Origin of the sequence: Paludibaculum fermentans (genome assembly GCF_015277775.1) — a bacterium.
GTDB classification, from domain to species: domain Bacteria; phylum Acidobacteriota; class Terriglobia; order Bryobacterales; family Bryobacteraceae; genus Paludibaculum; species Paludibaculum fermentans.
Map to the genome: position 1 here is coordinate 5,485,751 of NZ_CP063849.1, position 17,658 is coordinate 5,503,408.

Sequence of the window (17,658 nt, forward strand, 5' to 3'; positions counted from 1 at the left end):
TCAGACCCGGACTACTTACCTGCCGCACGCCCGGGCAGCGGAGTCCCGTCGCGCATCTCATCCGTGGCGCGGCGCACCACCTGGTCACCGGCCTGCAGGCGGCCCATCACTTCCACCATGTCCCCGTCGGCCGCTCCCTTCTTCACATCCACCCATTCGGCGCGGCCGCCATTGCTGCGCACCACGAAGGTCCGTTCCGTCGTGGTGACGACACTGGTCTTCGGAACAAACAGAGACGGCTTGGGGCGGCGGACCGGCCACTTCACTGACGGGTACATGCCGGGCGCCAGCGAGGCATCGCCGTTAGCGACATCCAGTTCGACGGGCATGGTGCGGGTAGCGGAGTCGAGCATATGGGCTGAGCGAGCCACCGTCCCCGCAAACGTCCTCTCTGGAAATGCCGGCACCTTGAAATCGACCCTGGCTCCGTTTGAAATGGCGCCTGTGTACTGCTCCGGCACGGCCACCACCAGGCGCAGCCGAGCCAACTGCTGGATACTCAGCAAAACCGGATCACTGCCGGGGCCCACCAGCGCTCCCGGATGAACCAACCGTTCCGTCACGACACCGTCGAACGGCGCGGCGATCCGCAGGTACGACTCCAGATCCTTCTGCGCACTCACGGCGGAAGCCGCAGCCTGGCTCGCCTGTTGCTTGGCCCGCACCAGGGCTTTCAGCGCGTCCACCTGTTTCTTCGCGAGAACCACTTCGTTGCCCGCAACGGCACCCGGAGTCTCGGCGGCCTTGGCCATACGCTCCGCCGTGCTCTCGGCCGCGGCGAGCTGCGCCTCTGCCTGAAGCCGCTCGGATTCGGCCGACTGCACCTTGGATTCCGCCTCGGCAATCTGGGCCTTCATCTCCGGCGCGGAGAGCTCCACTAGCGGCTGGCCCTGCTTCACGAAGCTGCCGCGATCCACCAACACCTTCTCCACATACCCGCGGACCTTGGCATGCACGGCTACGCTGAGGAACGGCTGGAACTCGCCCGGTAGCTCGACGGACTGCGAGACCGGCTTGGCCACTACGGGCACGAGGTCACTGGTCTGCGCCCAGACGGCCGCCATCGACACGAGGAGGGAGGCCAAGGTCAGGATGTTAATGCGCTTCATAGTATCGGCTCTCCGGATCCATCGGGTTGAGCGATGGCGAATTCGTGGACGCTTTGCGCTGCAGGATTGCGTAGATCGACGGCAGGACGGTGAGGGTCGTGAAGGTGGACGCGATGAGCCCGCCGATGACGGCACGGCCCAGCGGCGCGGACTGCGCCCCGCCCTCTCCGATGCCGATGGCCATGGGCACCATCCCGAAGATCATGGCGGCAGCGGTCATCAGGACAGCACGCAACCGGCCGGCGGAGCCTTCCTGCGCGGCCTCCAAATGGTCGCGGCCCTCATGCCGGGCGCGCTCAGCGAAGGTGACCAGCAGGATCGAATTGGCCACGGCGATGCCGATCGCCATGATGGCGCCCATAAACGACTGCACATTGAGGGTCGTGCCGGTCGCCAGCAGCATGATGGCCACGCCGCAGAGCACAGCCGGGATCGTGAGAACGATCGCCAGGGCGAGGCGCACGGATTGGAAATTTGCTGAGAGCAGCAGGAAGATCACCAGCACGGCCAGCAGCAAGCCCAGCCTCAAGCCGGAAAGAGTCTGCTCGAGTGCGGGCACCTCGCCGCGAAGCTTCACCGTGACACCCTTGGGCGGAGCACCCGCCGCCGCAATCGCCCGGTTGATCTGTATGACCGCCTCACCCAGCGTCGGGCCATGCAGGTTCGCCGTCAGGCTGACGACATGCTGGCCGTTGTAGCGCTCGATCATGCCGGGCATGGTGCCCAGCTTGAACGCCGCCACATCCGTAAGACGGGGCTGTGAACGGCCATTCTGCATGACAGGCAACTGCCCCAGGCTCTCCACGCTTTGCATCTGGTTCTGGGGCAGTTGGAGTTGGATCTGGAAGGCGTTGCCAGAAGCCGGGTCGCGCCAGTAGTTGGGCTGTGTGAAGCGCGAAGATGACGTCGCCGGCACAACGGACCGCACAACATCGGACATGGTCAGGCCGAACTGGCCGGCACGCTCGCGATCGATATTGATGTCGACCGTGGGGAAGTCCGACGCCTGGGCGATCTGCAGATCCCGCAGAAAGGCCAGCTTCGCCAGTTCACCCTGCAGCTTGTGCGCGAAGTCGTAGTCCGCCTGCAGGCTGATGCCCTGCACCGCCACCTCCACCGGCGTTGGCGATCCAAAGCTGATCACCTGGCTGACGATGTCGGCCGCTTCGAACGATATCCGCACGCCCGGCAAATCCTTGCCAAGCCGCTGGCGCAGCCTTTCCCGCAAAGCTTCGCCGCGCGGCACACCCGGCTGCAGTGCGACCTGGATGACCGCCTCCTGCGGACCGCTGGTGAACAGGTGGATCAGGTTCACCGGATAGCTGGAAGGCACAATCCCGACAAAGTCGCTGGTGATCCGAACGTTGTTCGCGCCGATCTCACCCTGGATCGAATCCAGGGCCCTCAGGACGATGCGCTCAGTCTCCTCAATGCGAGTGCCCGTGGCCGCCCGCAGCCGCATGCGCAGCAGAGGCGCATCCGCGTCCGGGAAAATCTCCGTGCCCAATCTCGGCAGCAGGAGGTACACGAGGCCGATGCTGGCGACGAGATACACGGCCGCCAGCGGCCAGCGAACCTTCAGCGTGGCGCGCAGATAGCTTTCGTAGAACGATCGCAGGCGCCCGAACAGGCCCTCGTGCTCCTCCCCGCGATGGCCTTCCTTCATCAGCCACAGGGAGAAGACCGGCACCAGGCTGCTGGAGAGCAGATATGACGCAATCATCGAGAAGCCGACAGCCAGCGAGAGCGGGACGAACAACTGCCGGCCCACACCTACCATGAAGAACGAAGGCACGAACACCGCGAGAATGCAGAACATTGATAAAAGCCGCGCCATGGCCGTGCGGCTGCACGCCTCGAGTACGGCGCGAGCGCGGGATACGCCCGGCAGCATCTGCGAGTGAATGTTCTCGATCTCCACGGTCGCCTCGTCCACCAACACGCCCACGGCCAGTGCGAGTCCGCCCAGCGTCATGATGTTGATGGTCTGGCCTGTGGCCCACAGCGCAACCACGGCGGCCAGCAGGGCGAACGGGATGTTCAGCACGACGATCAGCGCGCTGCGCCAGTCGCGCAGGAACAGCAGCACCATCAGACCGGTGAGCGCGGCGCCCAGCAGCCCCTCCGTCACGAGTCCGTTGATGGAGTTGGTGACGTAGGGCGACTGGTCGAACTCCAGCCGCACATCGACACCATCCGGCAGCACCTTGCGGAACTCCGGCAGGTTCGCTTTCACGGCCTGGATGACGGCCAATGTCGACGCGTCGGCGCGCTTGGTCACGGGGATGTAGACAGTACGCTTGCCGTTTACATGCGCATAGGCGGTAACGATGTCGGTTCCGCTCTCGATGCTGCCGATGTCGCGTAGGTAGATATTGGTTCCGCTGGCCGGATGGATGGGTGTGCTGAGCAGTTCCGAGAGGTTCCCGCCCAGTGCGGCATTGGTCCGCGCGATGCGCTCCACCTTGCCGGTCCACATGTTGCCTGAAGGCATGACCAGCGAAGACTTGCTGACCGCCACAATGGCCTCGTCCGGCGAGATCTGGTACTGCTGCAGCTTGGCCGGATTCAGCGTGATCACGATGGTCCGCTGATTCCCTCCGAAGGGCGGTGGAGCGGAAACGCCGGGCAGCGTCGCAAACAGCGGCCGGACCCGGTTCAGGGCGAAGTCCTGCAGTTCCCCTTGCGTGTGCGTCGCGCTGCTGAACACCAACTGACCCACGGCCACGCTGCCGGCATCGAAGCGGGTGATGAACGGCGGCACGGCGCCCGGCGGCATGAACGCGCGGGCCCGATTCACATAGCCCACGGTCTCCGCCATCGCCTGGCTCATGTTCGTGCCTTCGTGGAAGACCAGCTTCATCAGCGCGGCGCCCTGGACGCTCTTGCTCTCCACGTGATCGATGCCCGTGATGTAGAGGAAGTGATACTCGTAGTAGTAAGTGAGATAACCTTCCATCTGCGCCGGATCCATGCCGCCATAGGGTTGCGCCACATAGATCGCCGGGTCGCCCACCTGCGGAAAGATATCCACCGGCATCCGCTTCACAGCCAGGATGGCGCACAGAGCGACAGTGAGCAGCGCGACGACTACCGTGAGGGGCCGGGACAGTGCGGCTAAAACGATGCGCATGGAATGAAACCCCTGTGGACGCTCACTTGGATGCCTCGGCGAGGAAGGGCTGGAGATCTCCGCCCACTGCGGCAATGGCGAGCAACCCTCGCCAGACGCCGAGCCGGGCCAGCGAGTCGTCGATCTCCGTCTGAGTCAGCAGCCGCTGTGCGTCGGCGACTTCCGTGATGTTGCCCAGGCCCGACTGGTACCGTGCCGTCGCCTGCTGCACCGCGGCGCGGGCGGAAGTGAGCTGCACGGGCGTATTCGCGGCGATGCGGCGCGCCCCGTTGATCGTCGCCACCGCGCGGTTCCACTGGGCCCGCAACTCGGCGGCCAATTGCTCCGATTTCGCGGCCTGCGAGCGGATCACCGCACTCTGCGCGGCTTCACGGGCGCGAATGGCCGGCAAATCGAGAACCGGGAAGGTCACGCTGAAGCCCACCGCGTAGTTCTGCACATTCGGGGCCAGGCCGTTCGCGCCACCCAACCGCGTGCCGTCAATCTCCGCCCCTGTGCCTCTGGCGTAAGCGGCGCCCTGCAGGTAGAACCTGGGGAAGTACGACCGCTCCAAGGCGCGTAGCTGCGCATGGGCCTGCTCCACCGCCGCGCGTTGCTCGGCGACAGCCGGGTTCGAGGAGATCGTCATCGCCGGCACGTCCGCTTCGGGCGGCAACTTCAACAGGCTCCCCCCCGGAAGCGGCGTCGTGGCGGGCTCACCACCAGTGAACTGCGCCAGATTCGCGCGCGCCACATCCAACGCCTGTTGGGCCTGGATGAGTTGGGTCCGGGCAGCCGCCTGCTCGGCCTCTGCCCGGGATTGATCCGCACCAGGACGCAACTCGGCCCGAACCTGAGCGGAGATGATCTGGAGCACGGTGCCGGCTCGCTCGACGCCGGCCTGCGCGGCCCGCACGGTCTCCTGCGCGGCGACGACTGTGAGATAGGCGTCCGCGGCGGTAACCAGCAGGTCGAACTGCGCGCGCTTCAAGGCGGCTTCCGATTGCGCGCGAGTTGCGCTCGCCACGGCCACATTCGCGCCACGCAGGCCGAAGTCGAAGGGCTCCCAGCTGACACTCGCGCCAACGGCGCTGCCCCACACGCTGCCGAGATTATTCGACCCGATGACCGGCCCGGAGATGGACGGCAAGGTGCTTTGCGGCAGCACCGCTCCAAACACGTTGTTGCGGGTGGCTCGGTTCACCTGGGCGATCGCATCCACGCGCGGCAGATAAGCCGTCCGGGCCAGTGCGATCCCGGCGGTAGCGGCGTTCACCTGCTCCTGCGAGACGCGGATGGACGGGTAGTTCCTGAGCACCGCCTCCATCGCCTGCTGCATGGTCAGCGGCTGAGCGGCTGCGATCTGCTGCGGCAGTGCGGCGCCGGCGGTCAAGAGCAAACCGGCTGTGATCTGGAGAACGAACTGAGGCGGAGCCGTCATCGTGTTCAAGGGACTACTCGCCTTCTATGAGCTCACGAAAGAGTTCACGCACCTTGTGTTTCGCCCCCTCCAGGGCCCGTTTGCCCGCGGGGGTAGCCCGATAGAGTTTGCGCAGGGACTTCCCATTCCGCTCCTCCTTCGACCGCAGGTAGCCCTTCTTTTCCAGTCCATGCAGGATGGGGTATAGGCTGCCCGGACTGATCCTATAGCCATGCCGCGCCAGCTCCTCCATCATGCCGAGCCCGAAGATGGGCTCCTCTGAGGCGTGGTGAAGGACATGCAGGCGAATCAGGCCGGAGTACAAGTCCCGATCGATCGCCGGTTGTTTCCCCTCGGGCTTCGTTTTCGACATTCGATTACGAGTGTCGTCAGTATAGGGATCTTCCGGAGGAACTGTCAAACTGTCGATGGATGGTGGTAGAGAAGGCAGGCGGCGGCCAGGCGCTGATCGCCCGGCCGCCGTGACAAGGCGGGATTCCTGGGATCAGCGCTTTGTAGCGGGTTCGTGGAAGGTCAAAGCCATCACCGCGAACGAGGTCGCGGCATCGCGCATGAACAGCCCCGGCATGGCCCCTGCCGGGTAGACTTTGTTCATCGAAGTGGACTCCCAGTAACCCGCCTGCGGATCCTGGTGGGCACGCAGCCACGCCAGCGCCGCCGACATCCGGCGATCGGAAGCGGGCACCCCGCCGGTCTGCAGCAGGTACGCCGCAACGGCCGTCGCGTAGCTGTTCGCGCCCGCGCCAGGCATCGCATCCGGATGTTCCTTCCAGGGCCCCAACGCCTCAGTCGACCAGCTGCCGTCGGCGTTCTGCCTCTTGAGCGCCTCCTCGACAATCGCCTTCATCGCCGGCTTCGGCAACAGCCCGGGCAGCTTCCGCGCAGCCCACAACAGCATCAGCCGGTTGTGCAGCGGTTGTGCGGCGGAAGCGGCAGCGAAGTAGGCCTTCAGCGCGGCGGTGCCCGCCTTCACCTGCTCCTGGTCACGATACGACGCAGGAGTGCTGCCAACGGCCAGCGCCGCCAGCGTCGCGCCGAAGAACGGCGAGTCCGGCGTTTCGTACGGATCGGAATTGAACACGTACCACGGCCAGGCGCCCTGCAGTGGGCCGGACTTCTGCTGCAGGCGCCACAGCCGGTCAAAGGCCTGCTTCGTCGCAGGACTCATGCTGCCCGACGCCTCGTCCGCCCGCGCCAGGCACAGCGCCGCGAAGATCGCCTCCACCCCAATCGCCTGCGAGGCCATGGGCTCCTTTGTGATTCCGGGCGCGTACTCCTTTGCCTCGGTCTTATCGACCCTGGCTCGCAGCGCGTTCAACAGGCCGTTTTCGTACTCAGCGGGTTGGCCTTCGCCTAATACCCGGCGCAACGAAGGACGTGCGATCAGGTAGGTGAGACCGGTGTGACAGGACATGCAGGGTCCGCCCATGGATTTCGCGGGTCCCCAGGCAAACCACTCCTTCTGCCGGGTATCGAGATAGTCGGCGGCCAGCCGCGGGCTCCAATCCGCGGCGATAGCGCAGGTTGCGAGCAAGGTGGCGAAAACAGCCAGGGTAAGGAATATTCTCATCGTTGGTCCTTCCAGGAAGAGTCGACTACGGCCGCAGCTCACTGAACACGAAGTCGTGGTCGCTGCGATTCTTGTGGCACCCGGCGCAACCCTGCCGGCCGCTTTCGTCCAACGTCCCCTTCGTCACGTCGGAGCCCATAAACCGCTCAAAGCCCCAGCCGCCGGAAGCAGGGAACCGGGCGGCGCTCTTGATCATCACATCGACCCGGAGGCGAGCCCCTTCCACCGTGACACCCGCCTTCTCGCGCGCCTCCACCAGATCAAAGACCAGCACGGCTCCGTCGGAGTAGTGCCCCGTCTTCAATCCTTCCAGCGCCTTATCGTTGGCGTAGACATGGTGGATGCCGCCCGACCCCGCGAAGAAGGGGCTCTTCTCGCCGATGAGCTGTGTCTTCACGTGCGTCCAGCTACGGAACTGCGAGGGGTAGGAGATGACGGCCGGAGGCGACGCCCAAAGGTAGAAACAGCTGGCGGCCAGCGCCGCGAGTTCCGCCGATCGTCCCAGTGGGATACGCCAGCCCGCAATCGAAGATTTCCGGATCCAGGTCCTCATATTGGACCCAGTGTGCCAGCCGGATGGCCTCCTGGTCGCTCAAAAATGGATGGCCGGATGCAGGAACGGATGGAAATGCGGCGGCCGTCCTAGCGGCGGCTTTGGCGCAGCACCAGCCCGGGTGAAAAGCCCAGCGAGCGTTTCATGTGGAACGACAGATGGCTGGCATGCGTGAACCCGCACTCCTGCGCCGCCTGGCTGATGGAACTCGTCCCCTTGAGCAGCAGCGCCCGCGCGCGGTCTACTCGCCGCTCGATCACATACTGATGCAGCGGCCGGCCCATCGACTGCCGGAACGCAGCCTTGCAGTGGGACACGCTCAGCCCCACGAAATTCGCGATCTCTTCTAACGACAGGTCGCCGCCGAGATTCTCCTCGATGTAGCAGAGCACCTGCTTCAGGCGGTAGCCCGACAGGCCGCCCTTCGTCTCGCGCGGAGCACCCGACAGGCTGGAATGGTGTTGCAGCACATGCCCGCTCAGTGCGACAGCCAGGCTCTCGACATACAGCCGGCCGTTCGGATAGCCGGCCTCCAACTCTTCCCGTAAGGCCCAGCCCAGGTGCTCGATGCGCCCATCACGAACCTGGAAGCGGTTGGCGATCTCGATGGCGCCGCCGCGCAGACCGGACTCTTCCGCCACCGACTGTAGCAGGCTGGTGGAAAGACCCATGATCAGCGCCGTGTCCGCTTCCTTCAGGTCCCACCGGCTGGGCTCCCCCACGGGGATGATGTCGACGTCGCCGTGAACACTGCGGCCCCTGTGCCGCCGGCCCACGCGGTCACAGCCGATCATCACGGGAGCCCCGATGTGCACCACCAACGCGGCGCGCGGGCTACCCGGCGCCAGCAGCACGCCGGCCGGATCTGTCTGTACCCGCGCAAAAAACCGCTGGCCGGTCAGTGAATCGGCTGTCACCTTGGGGCGCTCCACCTTGCCAGTATCCACGAGATGAAGCTTTTTGTTTGTCACAATTCGTCCTCCTCTCGCACTCACAAATAGCGTAGCCACCCCGACTTTCGCGTGCTCTTCAGGCGCCAGTACCACACGCAAACGGGATACAACACTGTCACCAGCCCGATCCACACGAGGTAGACGACCCACAAGGGATATCCATAGCCCGCCGGATACAGCGATGCCGGCCCACCCATCGACGGCAGCGGATGAAACAGGAATGCACCCGAGCCATAACGAACAATCGCCAGCACCACCGCGAGTGCGTGGATCAGGTAGAGGTGGAGAAGGAAGTAGAAAAGCGGCACCCGCCCGAAGACCAGCAATGGATTCAACGGCCGGAACTGCATTCTGTCCAACAGGCTCAGCACCAGCAGCGCCGGCCCCAGCGTCATCAGCAGGAAGTCCAACGACGGCGGATACTTCAGTACGTTCAGGAACGACACCACCGTCATGGCTGCCGAACTCTGGCCCGACCACGGAGCGGGGTTCCCGTAGATGTTCACCCACCTGATAATGACGAACGCGGCCGTCGCCATAGCCCCAATCCGCACCATCCACCGCCGCCGCAATTCAGGTTCCTGCATCATCACTGAGCCGAAGCAGAAGCCGGCCGACATCACGGCGAACCACGGGATCAGCGGGTACGCCAGCAGGAAGATGGGCGCCTGCGGAGGAATCACCCCCGGCTGGTGCAGCACGTTCCAGATCCAGCCGAGCGACTGCAGCAACGCACCCTGCACCGGATCCACCGCATTGTGCAGGAAAATGACTGCGACACTCAATAGCGCCAGTGCGCGGATGGGCAGCCAGGCCAGCCCACCCAGGAGGATCATCGACCAACCCAGTGCCCACAGCACCTCCAGCACCACCAACCCTTCGGTCAGGCTGAATGAAAAGGCTAGCCGGACCGCAATCAGCTCCAGCACAATCAGCCAGAGCCCGCGTTTCCAGAGGTACTGCGCCAGCGCGGCCTTGTCACCCAGCCGCCTGAACACCAGGAAGGCGCTCATACCGGCCGAGAACATGAACACCGGCGCGCAGAAGTGTGTGATCCAGCGCGTGAAAAATAGGATCGGTGTCGTCCGCGCCAGATCCTCGGGGCTGAAGACGAACGCGCCTGCGTGAATGAAGTCGCGGATATGGTCCAGCGCCATGATGATCATGACGGCGCCGCGCAGCGCGTCGATCGAGTCGAGTCGATTTCTGGAGGTGGTCGGGGCAGGCATAGGTTCGGTTGGCTCGAGGGGCCAGCAGATGCGGCCTTGGCAGCGCGCAACATGTCAAAGCACACCGCCTCAACTCGATGAGGATATTCTAGCCGCACTCCGCCAACCAGGGGACCATCCCATGCAGAAAAGGACGGTGTTTTTGCAGCCTGCCGTGAAAGCCCCCCCCTCGGCCCCAGTGATAGACTCGGTGGTTTCCCATGCGGTTCCTTGTTGGGTTGATCGGCAGCAAGATCGCCGCGTCCGGCTCTCCGGCGATTCATGAAGAAGAGGCCCGAGCGCTCGGCCACCACCTCCTCTACCAGTTGGTGGACCTGCACCCGCGGGGCCTCTCCGCGGCCGACCTGCCGCGCCTGCTGGATGCGGTGGAACTGCTCGGCTTCGCGGGCGTGAACATCACACATCCCTGCAAGCAGGCCGTAATCCCGCATCTCCATGAACTCTCCCCGCACGCACGCGCCGTCGGTGCCGTAAACACCGTCGTTTTCCGCAACGGACGGCGCCTCGGCCACAACACCGACTGGCTGGGCTTCCACGAAGCCTTTCTACGCGGCCTGCCGGACGCCAGTCGCGACTCGGTCCTGCTGCTGGGCGCCGGCGGAGGCGGTAGCGCCATCTGCTATGCCGCGATGCAACTGGGCATCCAGCGCCTGTTCGTTTTCGACCAGGACCTCAGCCGCGCGGAAGCCCTGGCACGCCAGTTCGGTGAAGGACGCATCTCCGCAGTCACAGACCCGTTACCCGCGCTCCGTACGGCTAGCGGGTTGATCCACGCCACGCCCACCGGCATGACCGGCCAACCCGGCATCGCCATCGCGCCGGAGCACCTGAGGCCCGACCTCTGGGTCGCCGACATCGTCTACTTCCCGCTGGAAACGCAACTTCTCCGCGAGGCCCGCCTGCGCGGCTGCCGGACCCTGGACGGCGGTGGCATGGCTGTCTTCCAAGCCGCGGAAGCCTTCCGGCTCTTCACCGGCCTCGATCCCGACACGGAGCGCATGCTCGCCCGCTTCCGCGAAACCTATCGCGGCTGACCCGGACCCGATCAGCGGCCCGCATTCCGCGTTCGCACCGCGTACACGCTCGATCGCGCCGCAATGAACAACGTCTTCCCATCCTTGCCGCCGAACGACAACTGCACCGGCCGTTCCGGCACATCGATCGTGTCGATCAGCTTGCCGGCCGGCGTGTACACATAGATCTCACCCGCGGCCAGGTATACGTTGCCTTGCGCGTCCACGGCCAAGCCTTCCGCCGCCTGGTCCACAAACAGCTTCAGGTTCGTCAACGTGCCTTCCGCATCCACCGTGGCCGAATACGTCTGGTGCTGTTCTTCGTTGCTCACATAGAACGGCCTGCCCGCCGCCGCAGGCGCCAGTCCGAAGCCGCGGATCACGTCTACCAGCTTCGAGCCGTAGTACAACCGGCCCGTCACAAAGTCCTCGCCCGCCGGCAGAAACGTCGACCCGTCCGGCGTCACATACTGCGACGGCTTCCGCACCGGCACGTTCTCCAGGAAATCGTTCTCCAGCCGCCAGTGGGCCACCGGCAGCACCGGCGTCATCCCGGCTCTCGGTGCCGCGGCCTGCGGCTCCAGCATGCGCACCGGGGCGCCCGGCTTGTCCGGCTGCAGGCAGTACACCACCCCCTTGCCGCCATAAGAGACCACACACAGGTCGCCGGCTCTGTCGAAGAACAGATTCACCGGCTCCAGCGGAGCATCACTCACCGTCGACAGTTTCCGCTCAGCCGCATTCCAGCGGTGGATCCGCTGCCACTTGGCATCGACGAAGTAGTAGTCGCCGGCCGCCGAAACAGCGCCACCCGATACGTTGAAGAACCCCGTGGCCAGCCGCTCCACGTTGACGCCGGGCTCCACGACGACACTCGGAGCCTTCACCCGCGCCGCCGGAGCATGCCCGGAAACGTTCATCCAGGCGAATTCGCGCTGCCGCATCTGCACGTCGTGCGACTCGTCGTACACCGCACTCTCGAAGGACGCTTTGGCATCGGTGTAGCAGTGTATGTTGCGCAGCTTGATGTCCTTCGAACCCGCAATCCGAATGGCATACGGGAAGGACTGGAACGCGCTCACCACTCGATACAGATGGAAGTTCGCCACGGTGATATTCGACGAGTCCTCGATCTCCATGGGAATCGCGTATCCGCTCTCACCACGCTCCTCTTCGGTCTGCGGAGCGTACACCACCCAGTTCGACACACGGTGGAACTGCAGCTCATAGCGCACGTGGTGCTCGCTCGACACGTGATACACACGCCCCGGAGTCGTTGTGTCCGACACCAGCAGGCCGGCCCGCGCGAACGTGCTCGGGGTCCAGATGTCGACAAACGTCCCGCCTCCGCCATTCGTCACCCACAGGCTCGGATACTGGCTGTCCCATTTCCGGTTCAGGTTCGGGTCCGCCGTATGCGTGTTGTTGTAGATGTCCTCGCGCGTCCCATCAATCTTCGACGTTCCATGGCCGCCCAGGAATCGCACATCGTTCATCATTGAATCCCGGCCCGCCATCCAGAGCGCGGCCACCGCACGCGGATTGACGCCGTTCGTGTAGATACCGAGCCCCGCCACCAGGTTCGTCCCACTCTTCGGAGCCTCCAGCACCGCCACGGGCCCGCCCAAGCCCTGGAATGCGGGCGTCCCATCGGCCAACACCAGCGCGGTCCTGCTGGGATGCAGGCCCACCAGCACCGTATCCGGCCGCATCGTGATCGTATCGGTGACGCGATACATGCCCATCGGGAAGTACAGCGCCCGATGAGCCGCGATGGCGCTCCGCAGCGCGGCCGTATCGTCAGTGCTCCCATCACCCTTCACGCCCAGCGTCTGGACATTCACCCAGGTCTCCTGGCCCGGCAAGGCCGGCAGATCGGCGCGATCCGCAGGCATCGACGAAATCGCCACCGCCTGCAGATCGGTCCGGAAAACACCCGCCGCGCCAACATCGGCATAGTGCAGCCCGTGGGAGAACGCCTTGACGTGATAGATCGCCGCCGGCCCCGCCACACGCCGCCCGCTCTCACGCAGCAGCGCCAGCACAGGCACATTGCGGCAGTCCAGATCCTCCAGGTTGATCTCCGTCCGCGGGCTCTTCTCCCGGCTGATCACAATCGCCGGATTGCTGACATTCTCAAACCGGCCGTTCTTGATCCACAGCTCTTCGATGTAGCCGTCGTCGATATCGATGGCCGTGGGCACATTGCGGATCACCGGATGAATCAGCGTCAGCCCCGCTTCGTGCGTCCGGATCGCGGCCAGCCTCTGCCCCTCGAACACGGTGTCCACCAGCGTGAACTGCCAGCCCGGAGACGGCTTCCGCGTGAACACGCCATACTGCCCGCCCACAAAATGCAGATCTTCGCCATAATTTCCGCCGTCGTGGATCCCCGCCAGCGCACTGCCCAACCGGAACTCGACGTGAGCCAGGTAGCAATGCTGCGCATACCGCGAACGCACAGCAACTGCGCCGGCATTCCCCGCCCCGATCTCAAAATCAATGTTGCTCAATGCCGAGTAGAAAGTGCCCGGATTCGCATCCAATGGCTGGCTCAGGTTCGCCTGGTGCAAGCCGCTGCGGCGCGGTCCCTGCACCGGCTGCTGGCCACTCCCGCCTGGCCGCTGGCCCCGCCCCGGCCGGTTCCCGGTGAAAAACACCATGTAGTTCTCCTGGGCTGGATCCTGGTACCCCGCAGTGGCATCGGCCAACACCAGCACGGGCCGCTGTGCGCCATACCCCATCAGCCGGATCCCCGGCCACACATGCAGGGTCCTGGTGATGCGGTACCGCCCCTGAGGGACAAACACTACGCCCTGCCCCGTGCTCTCCTGCACCTTGTCGATTGCGCCCTGAATCGCCTCCGTATCGTCCGCCACGCCGTCCGCCTTCACAGCGAAGCCCGCGCTCGTCAGATAGACCGCCTTCGGGTCCTCCGGCTTCACCGTGTAATACGAAGCCGCCGGCACGGGCAAGGCGGACGACAGACAGATCAACACAGACCAGATGCGCTTCATGGCGGCGTCAGACTCCTTCTTCGGGCGCCGCGTCACCGCGCGCCCCAATGGCTCCAGGCCGGACTCGATTCCATCGAAGCCGGCGGCTTCCACCAGGAATTCCAGGCCTGTTGCACCCAATTAGTATCGAACCCCGTCCATAAACACAAGTGCGGGCGTGGTGCGGCTGTCTTGTGTCCGCCGGAGAATCGGCAACTCCATTTGCGCGCCCAAGCGCACTCCTGCCCAGCCACCCCAAAGGCTAATCCGCGGGACCCTAATTCTCGATATTCACAAACGGGATTGCTATACTAATCCCGTAGGCGATTCTATCGCTTATGCCTCGGATCGGATCGGCTTTGCCTTGAGGGGGGAAGAGCTGGATTTGGCAGGATCTTCCGTGCGCGGAGGCATAAGATGAACCGAACCGTCCAAGCTCCAGACTTTCCGCCATTCGCCCCCGATACCTGCGATTTCGCTCGCTGTCCGGATGCCTGGTACGCTCTCACGGTTCGCCCCCAGCATGAAAGAGCCGTGGAACTCGCGCTGGCGGCCAGGGGTCTTGCCGCTTATCTTCCTGTCTTCGCAACTGTCAGAAAATGGTCCGACCGTTTCAAGAAATTGGTCGTGCCGTTATTTCCCGGATATATCTTCTGCCGTTTCGACGCTTCTTCCCGTGTGCAGGTATTAAAAACCCCAGGAGTGATCTCCATCGTGTCCACAGGACAAACGCCCACCCCCGTACCCGACGCCCAGGTGGAGGCGGTTCAAAAGATGCTTGCCTCGGGCTCGCCCGTCGAGCCGTGCGCCTACCTCAAGGAAGGTGAGCGCGTGCGCATTGAGGAAGGACCCATGGCAGGCGTCGAGGGCATCCTGTTGGAAGTCCGCGACGCCTGCCGCCTGGTCGTGGCCATCGAACTCTTCCAGCGTTCAGTGTCCGTTCAGATCCATCGCGAGAGCGTCGTTCCCGTGCGAGGCTGACTCATACCGCCCGCCGCGGCGGCCGCCTTAACATGCGTGTCGCGTGGGACATCGCCCGCCGGAGGCATCGTCCGCCGGCCTCGCGTGTCGATCGCTACCTGCAGCTGCCTCAGCTTCTCGCCCATCCCGCGATTGATCGCATCCGCCAGTTCATCGGCACCGCTGCACGGTATGCGGCTTTCGTTCGTCCGGTAGAACTCCACGAAGTCCGACCCGCCCACCGGGACCCACAGCCGCCACATCCCTGGCGACACCGCCTCCGGCCCATCGCTAAACCGGGTCCCGCCCAGGCTCGCCCGCACCGCTGCGAAACCAAATCCGTGATACACACTCAGCACAGCCTGCCAGCAGCCCTCCAACGAGGTCGCCATCGCCAGTTGCCTCCGGAAGCTCTGCAGGATCAACTGCCGGTTTAGCAGCCGCCGGAAGATCCCCTGCCGCAGCATCCGGCCGGCCTCCCCAAACTCCACGTAATCCAACTTACGGACGCCGATCCAGGCCGCCACGCAGAACAGCAGCAGCACCAGCCCGCTGTAGTTCTCCCAAGTGCTGCCCGCCAGCGACAGAGCCGCTCCAAACGTACACACGCCATACAGGGTCAGCGTTACTGCCTTTGGGCCCAGCCCCCGGGCCAGCAGCCGGTGATGCACATGCCCGCGATCCGCACCGAAGATCGGCTGCTGCCGCAAATACCTCCGCGCAATCGCCAGGGTCGTATCCAGCAGTGGGACGGCCAGCGCCATCAGCGGAGCCGTCATTCCCAGGAACGTCGCCGACATCTGCCCCCACAGGATCGCGAGTATCCCTAGCAGGAACCCCAGCGTCAAACTCCCGCAATCCCCCAGGAAGATCGACGCCGGATTGAAGTTGTACCGCAGGAATCCCAGAAGCGCCCCCGCCAGCGGGATTGTCGCGAACATTAGCGGCTCATTCCCGCGCAACATTGCCGCCGCCAGCGTCGTACACGTGGCGAAGAACCCGATGCCCGACGCCAGCCCATCTACTCCGTCAATCAAATTGACGGCGTTCGTACACGCCAACAGCCAGACCACGGTGAGCACCAGGCTCAGCCAACCCGGCAACGGATTGCCGCGAACCCCGGTGATCGCCACGTGCGCGAACCCAATCACCCACACGGACGCCACCAGTTGCCCCAGCAGCTTCTGCCAGGGCCGCAAACCCTTGATGTCATCCAGCAACCCGACCAGGAACACGAGCGCCACCCCTGGTACGATCCGCAGGATCCCGGGCAGCCATTCCGGCAGCATGGCCCGGTAATGGGGAGCCGCCCCGAGAACCAGGCACGACGAAGCAACATAGGTGAGCGCGATCGCAATTCCACCCACGCGCGAAATTGGTAGGCGGTGAATCTTTCTCCGGCCATCCGGCTGATCCACCAGGCCGATCCGTTTCGACCAGCTCGCCACAATCGGCGTCAACACCAATGAGAGCAGGACGGAAAGCAGTCCCAGAAGTAACAATGAGTGCATTTGCAGTAGCTCCAAAATGGACCGGGCTCATCCGGCAAACCGCCGTTGCGGTGCCGTCCATGCAGGAAATTCGGTCAGGCGCTTCGCCAGTGGAAAGCAGTTCGGCTCAGCGCGTCCGCTCGAGCCGGTCGCGCCACGCCAGGAATGGCTGCTCCACGAATTGATAGGAAATCACCGCGACGCACAACGTGCACACTAGGTTCAGGGGGAACTGCGCCACAGTCAGACTCGACGTGCGGTCCAGGAACAGCTCCTGCCAGATGTACAGCGAGTAGCTGAGCACGCCGATGCGCATCAGGATCGCCGAGTTCAGCAACCCGCCGCCAAAGCTGCCCGGGTACCGCACGAAGCGGTCGATCAGCACCGCCACGCCCAGGTGCGCGAGTTGCATGAGGCCAAAGGAAAGCGCCTGCCGGTCGGCCAAATAGATGCCGGCCGCGGGAACCACCAGCAACAACAGCGGAATCGGCGACCTCAGCATACGCAGGTAGGTCTCCCATCGCCCCAGGCGCTCACTGACGCAAGCCAGCAGACAGCCGACGGCAATCGCGTCCGCATCCGTTGGCGCCCACCACGCGCCATGTCCGAAGGCCATCTTCGTCCCCACTCTTAGTAGCGGAGCCGCGACCGCAAACACCAGGCACGCCGCGCCGGCTCTCCGCCAGCCCAGCAGCACCAGGATCACCGGCCAGAGGATGTAGAACTGCTCCTCCACCGACAACGACCACAAGTGCCCCACCGCCCAGCTCGGCCCGTCGACGAAGTTCATCGTGTAGGTGGCCGCGTGCACGAAATCGCTCCAAGCCATTGGGATCGTCCCCAGTGCGGCCAGCACCGCCACCACACTCAGATACACGATCGCCACAGGCAGAATCCGGAACGCCCGCCGCCGGTAGAACGTCCCCACCCGGATGGACCCGTGCTTGCGCCACTCTGCCTGCAGGATCCGCGTGATCAGGTACCCCGAGATGACGAAGAATACGTGCACGCCGAACTTTGCCAGCGCCCGCACCGGTTCCGTCACTTCGGAAAACCAGAAGCCTCGTGTGCCCACCAGGTGGCCGAACAGCACCAGCATGATCGAAAGGGCCCTCATCCCATCCAGGCTGGGAATGCGAGCAGTGGCCACCGCCAATAGACGAGGCCGGAACGGAATTGTGGGGGATGTGGCTGCTTGCATGTCTGAGTACGCAATGGCGTCGAACGCCGGT

13 protein-coding genes are annotated in these 17,658 nt (G+C 64.4%); 2 read left to right on the forward strand and 11 right to left on the reverse strand.

The features are described 5' to 3' along the window. Positions 1-11: 11 nt before the first annotated feature. The 8 genes from IRI77_RS21590 to IRI77_RS21625 all read right to left on the reverse strand — a co-directional run bounded on the left by IRI77_RS21590 (position 12) and on the right by IRI77_RS21625 (position 9,967). A complete protein-coding gene (locus tag IRI77_RS21590) occupies positions 12-1,109 on the reverse strand; it encodes an efflux RND transporter periplasmic adaptor subunit (protein ID WP_194447087.1) in 1,098 nt (365 codons plus the stop codon). Next, entirely contained in the window at positions 1,096-4,242 is a 3,147-nt protein-coding gene (locus IRI77_RS21595; RefSeq protein ID WP_194447088.1) for an efflux RND transporter permease subunit, read from the reverse strand. The genes IRI77_RS21590 and IRI77_RS21595 overlap by 14 nt, the downstream gene beginning before the upstream one ends. 22 nt (positions 4,243-4,264) lie before the next feature. Further along, positions 4,265-5,662, reverse strand: a complete 1,398-nt coding sequence (locus tag IRI77_RS21600) for a TolC family protein (RefSeq protein WP_194453751.1) — start codon at positions 5,660-5,662, stop codon at positions 4,265-4,267. Between the two features lie 13 nt (positions 5,663-5,675). After that, on the reverse strand, positions 5,676-6,014 hold the full coding sequence (locus IRI77_RS21605; protein WP_194447089.1) for a PadR family transcriptional regulator: 339 nt from the start codon (positions 6,012-6,014) through the stop codon (positions 5,676-5,678). 132 nt (positions 6,015-6,146) lie between these two features. Next, positions 6,147-7,232 carry a hypothetical protein gene (locus tag IRI77_RS21610; RefSeq protein ID WP_194447090.1) on the reverse strand — a complete coding sequence of 362 codons (1,086 nt, stop codon included), beginning with the start codon at positions 7,230-7,232 and terminating at the stop codon, positions 6,147-6,149. Positions 7,233-7,257: 25 nt separating this feature from the next. After that, a complete protein-coding gene (locus tag IRI77_RS21615; RefSeq protein WP_194447091.1) occupies positions 7,258-7,785 on the reverse strand; it encodes a cytochrome P460 family protein in 528 nt (175 codons plus the stop codon). An 89-nt stretch (positions 7,786-7,874) separates the two neighbouring features. Continuing rightward, positions 7,875-8,756, reverse strand: coding sequence for a helix-turn-helix transcriptional regulator (locus IRI77_RS21620; protein ID WP_194447092.1), 882 nt, complete (start codon positions 8,754-8,756; stop codon positions 7,875-7,877). 20 nt (positions 8,757-8,776) lie between these two features. After that, the gene (locus IRI77_RS21625; protein ID WP_194447093.1) at positions 8,777-9,967 is read right to left on the reverse strand and encodes a DUF1624 domain-containing protein; all 1,191 of its coding nucleotides are present in this window, start codon (positions 9,965-9,967) and stop codon (positions 8,777-8,779) included. Between the two features lie 200 nt (positions 9,968-10,167). Between IRI77_RS21625 and IRI77_RS21630 the strand changes: the two genes are divergently transcribed. Continuing rightward, positions 10,168-11,001 carry a shikimate dehydrogenase gene (locus IRI77_RS21630; protein ID WP_194447094.1) on the forward strand — a complete coding sequence of 278 codons (834 nt, stop codon included), beginning with the start codon at positions 10,168-10,170 and terminating at the stop codon, positions 10,999-11,001. Between the two features lie 11 nt (positions 11,002-11,012). Here IRI77_RS21630 and IRI77_RS21635 read toward each other — a convergent pair whose 3' ends face one another. Continuing rightward, positions 11,013-14,117 carry a glycosyl hydrolase family 28-related protein gene (locus IRI77_RS21635; RefSeq protein ID WP_228486249.1) on the reverse strand — a complete coding sequence of 1,035 codons (3,105 nt, stop codon included), beginning with the start codon at positions 14,115-14,117 and terminating at the stop codon, positions 11,013-11,015. 276 nt (positions 14,118-14,393) lie between these two features. On the opposite strand from IRI77_RS21635, the gene nusG reads away from it, so the two are divergent. Then, positions 14,394-14,957, forward strand: coding sequence for a transcription termination/antitermination protein NusG (gene nusG, locus IRI77_RS21640; protein WP_228486250.1), 564 nt, complete (start codon positions 14,394-14,396; stop codon positions 14,955-14,957). Here nusG and IRI77_RS21645 read toward each other — a convergent pair. Together IRI77_RS21645 and IRI77_RS21650 are read right to left on the reverse strand one after the other, a co-directional pair. Continuing rightward, complete coding sequence (locus IRI77_RS21645) at positions 14,918-16,447, reverse strand: MraY family glycosyltransferase (protein ID WP_194447096.1); 1,530 nt, start codon at positions 16,445-16,447, stop codon at positions 14,918-14,920. The two genes, nusG and IRI77_RS21645, sit on opposite strands and share 40 nt — an antisense overlap. Positions 16,448-16,553: 106 nt before the next feature. Continuing rightward, on the reverse strand, positions 16,554-17,627 hold the full coding sequence (locus tag IRI77_RS21650; RefSeq protein ID WP_228486251.1) for an acyltransferase family protein: 1,074 nt from the start codon (positions 17,625-17,627) through the stop codon (positions 16,554-16,556). Between the last annotated feature and the right edge of the window lie 31 nt (positions 17,628-17,658).

What these genes read in the sequence shown, in the direction of transcription:
- IRI77_RS21590 (WP_194447087.1), bottom strand. Translation starts at nt 1,109, where the DNA reads ATGAAGCGCATTAACATCCTGACCTTGGCCTCCCTCCTCGTGTCGATG.
- IRI77_RS21595 (WP_194447088.1), bottom strand. Translation starts at nt 4,242, where the DNA reads ATGCGCATCGTTTTAGCCGCACTGTCCCGGCCCCTCACGGTAGTCGTC.
- IRI77_RS21600 (WP_194453751.1), bottom strand. Translation starts at nt 5,662, where the DNA reads ATGACGGCTCCGCCTCAGTTCGTTCTCCAGATCACAGCCGGTTTGCTC.
- IRI77_RS21605 (WP_194447089.1), bottom strand. Translation starts at nt 6,014, where the DNA reads ATGTCGAAAACGAAGCCCGAGGGGAAACAACCGGCGATCGATCGGGAC.
- IRI77_RS21610 (WP_194447090.1), bottom strand. Translation starts at nt 7,232, where the DNA reads ATGAGAATATTCCTTACCCTGGCTGTTTTCGCCACCTTGCTCGCAACC.
- IRI77_RS21615 (WP_194447091.1), bottom strand. Translation starts at nt 7,785, where the DNA reads ATGAGGACCTGGATCCGGAAATCTTCGATTGCGGGCTGGCGTATCCCA.
- IRI77_RS21625 (WP_194447093.1), bottom strand. Translation starts at nt 9,967, where the DNA reads ATGCCTGCCCCGACCACCTCCAGAAATCGACTCGACTCGATCGACGCG.
- IRI77_RS21630 (WP_194447094.1), top strand. Translation starts at nt 10,168, where the DNA reads ATGCGGTTCCTTGTTGGGTTGATCGGCAGCAAGATCGCCGCGTCCGGC.
- nusG (WP_228486250.1), top strand. Translation starts at nt 14,394, where the DNA reads ATGAACCGAACCGTCCAAGCTCCAGACTTTCCGCCATTCGCCCCCGAT.
- IRI77_RS21645 (WP_194447096.1), bottom strand. Translation starts at nt 16,447, where the DNA reads ATGCACTCATTGTTACTTCTGGGACTGCTTTCCGTCCTGCTCTCATTG.
- IRI77_RS21650 (WP_228486251.1), bottom strand. Translation starts at nt 17,627, where the DNA reads ATGCAAGCAGCCACATCCCCCACAATTCCGTTCCGGCCTCGTCTATTG.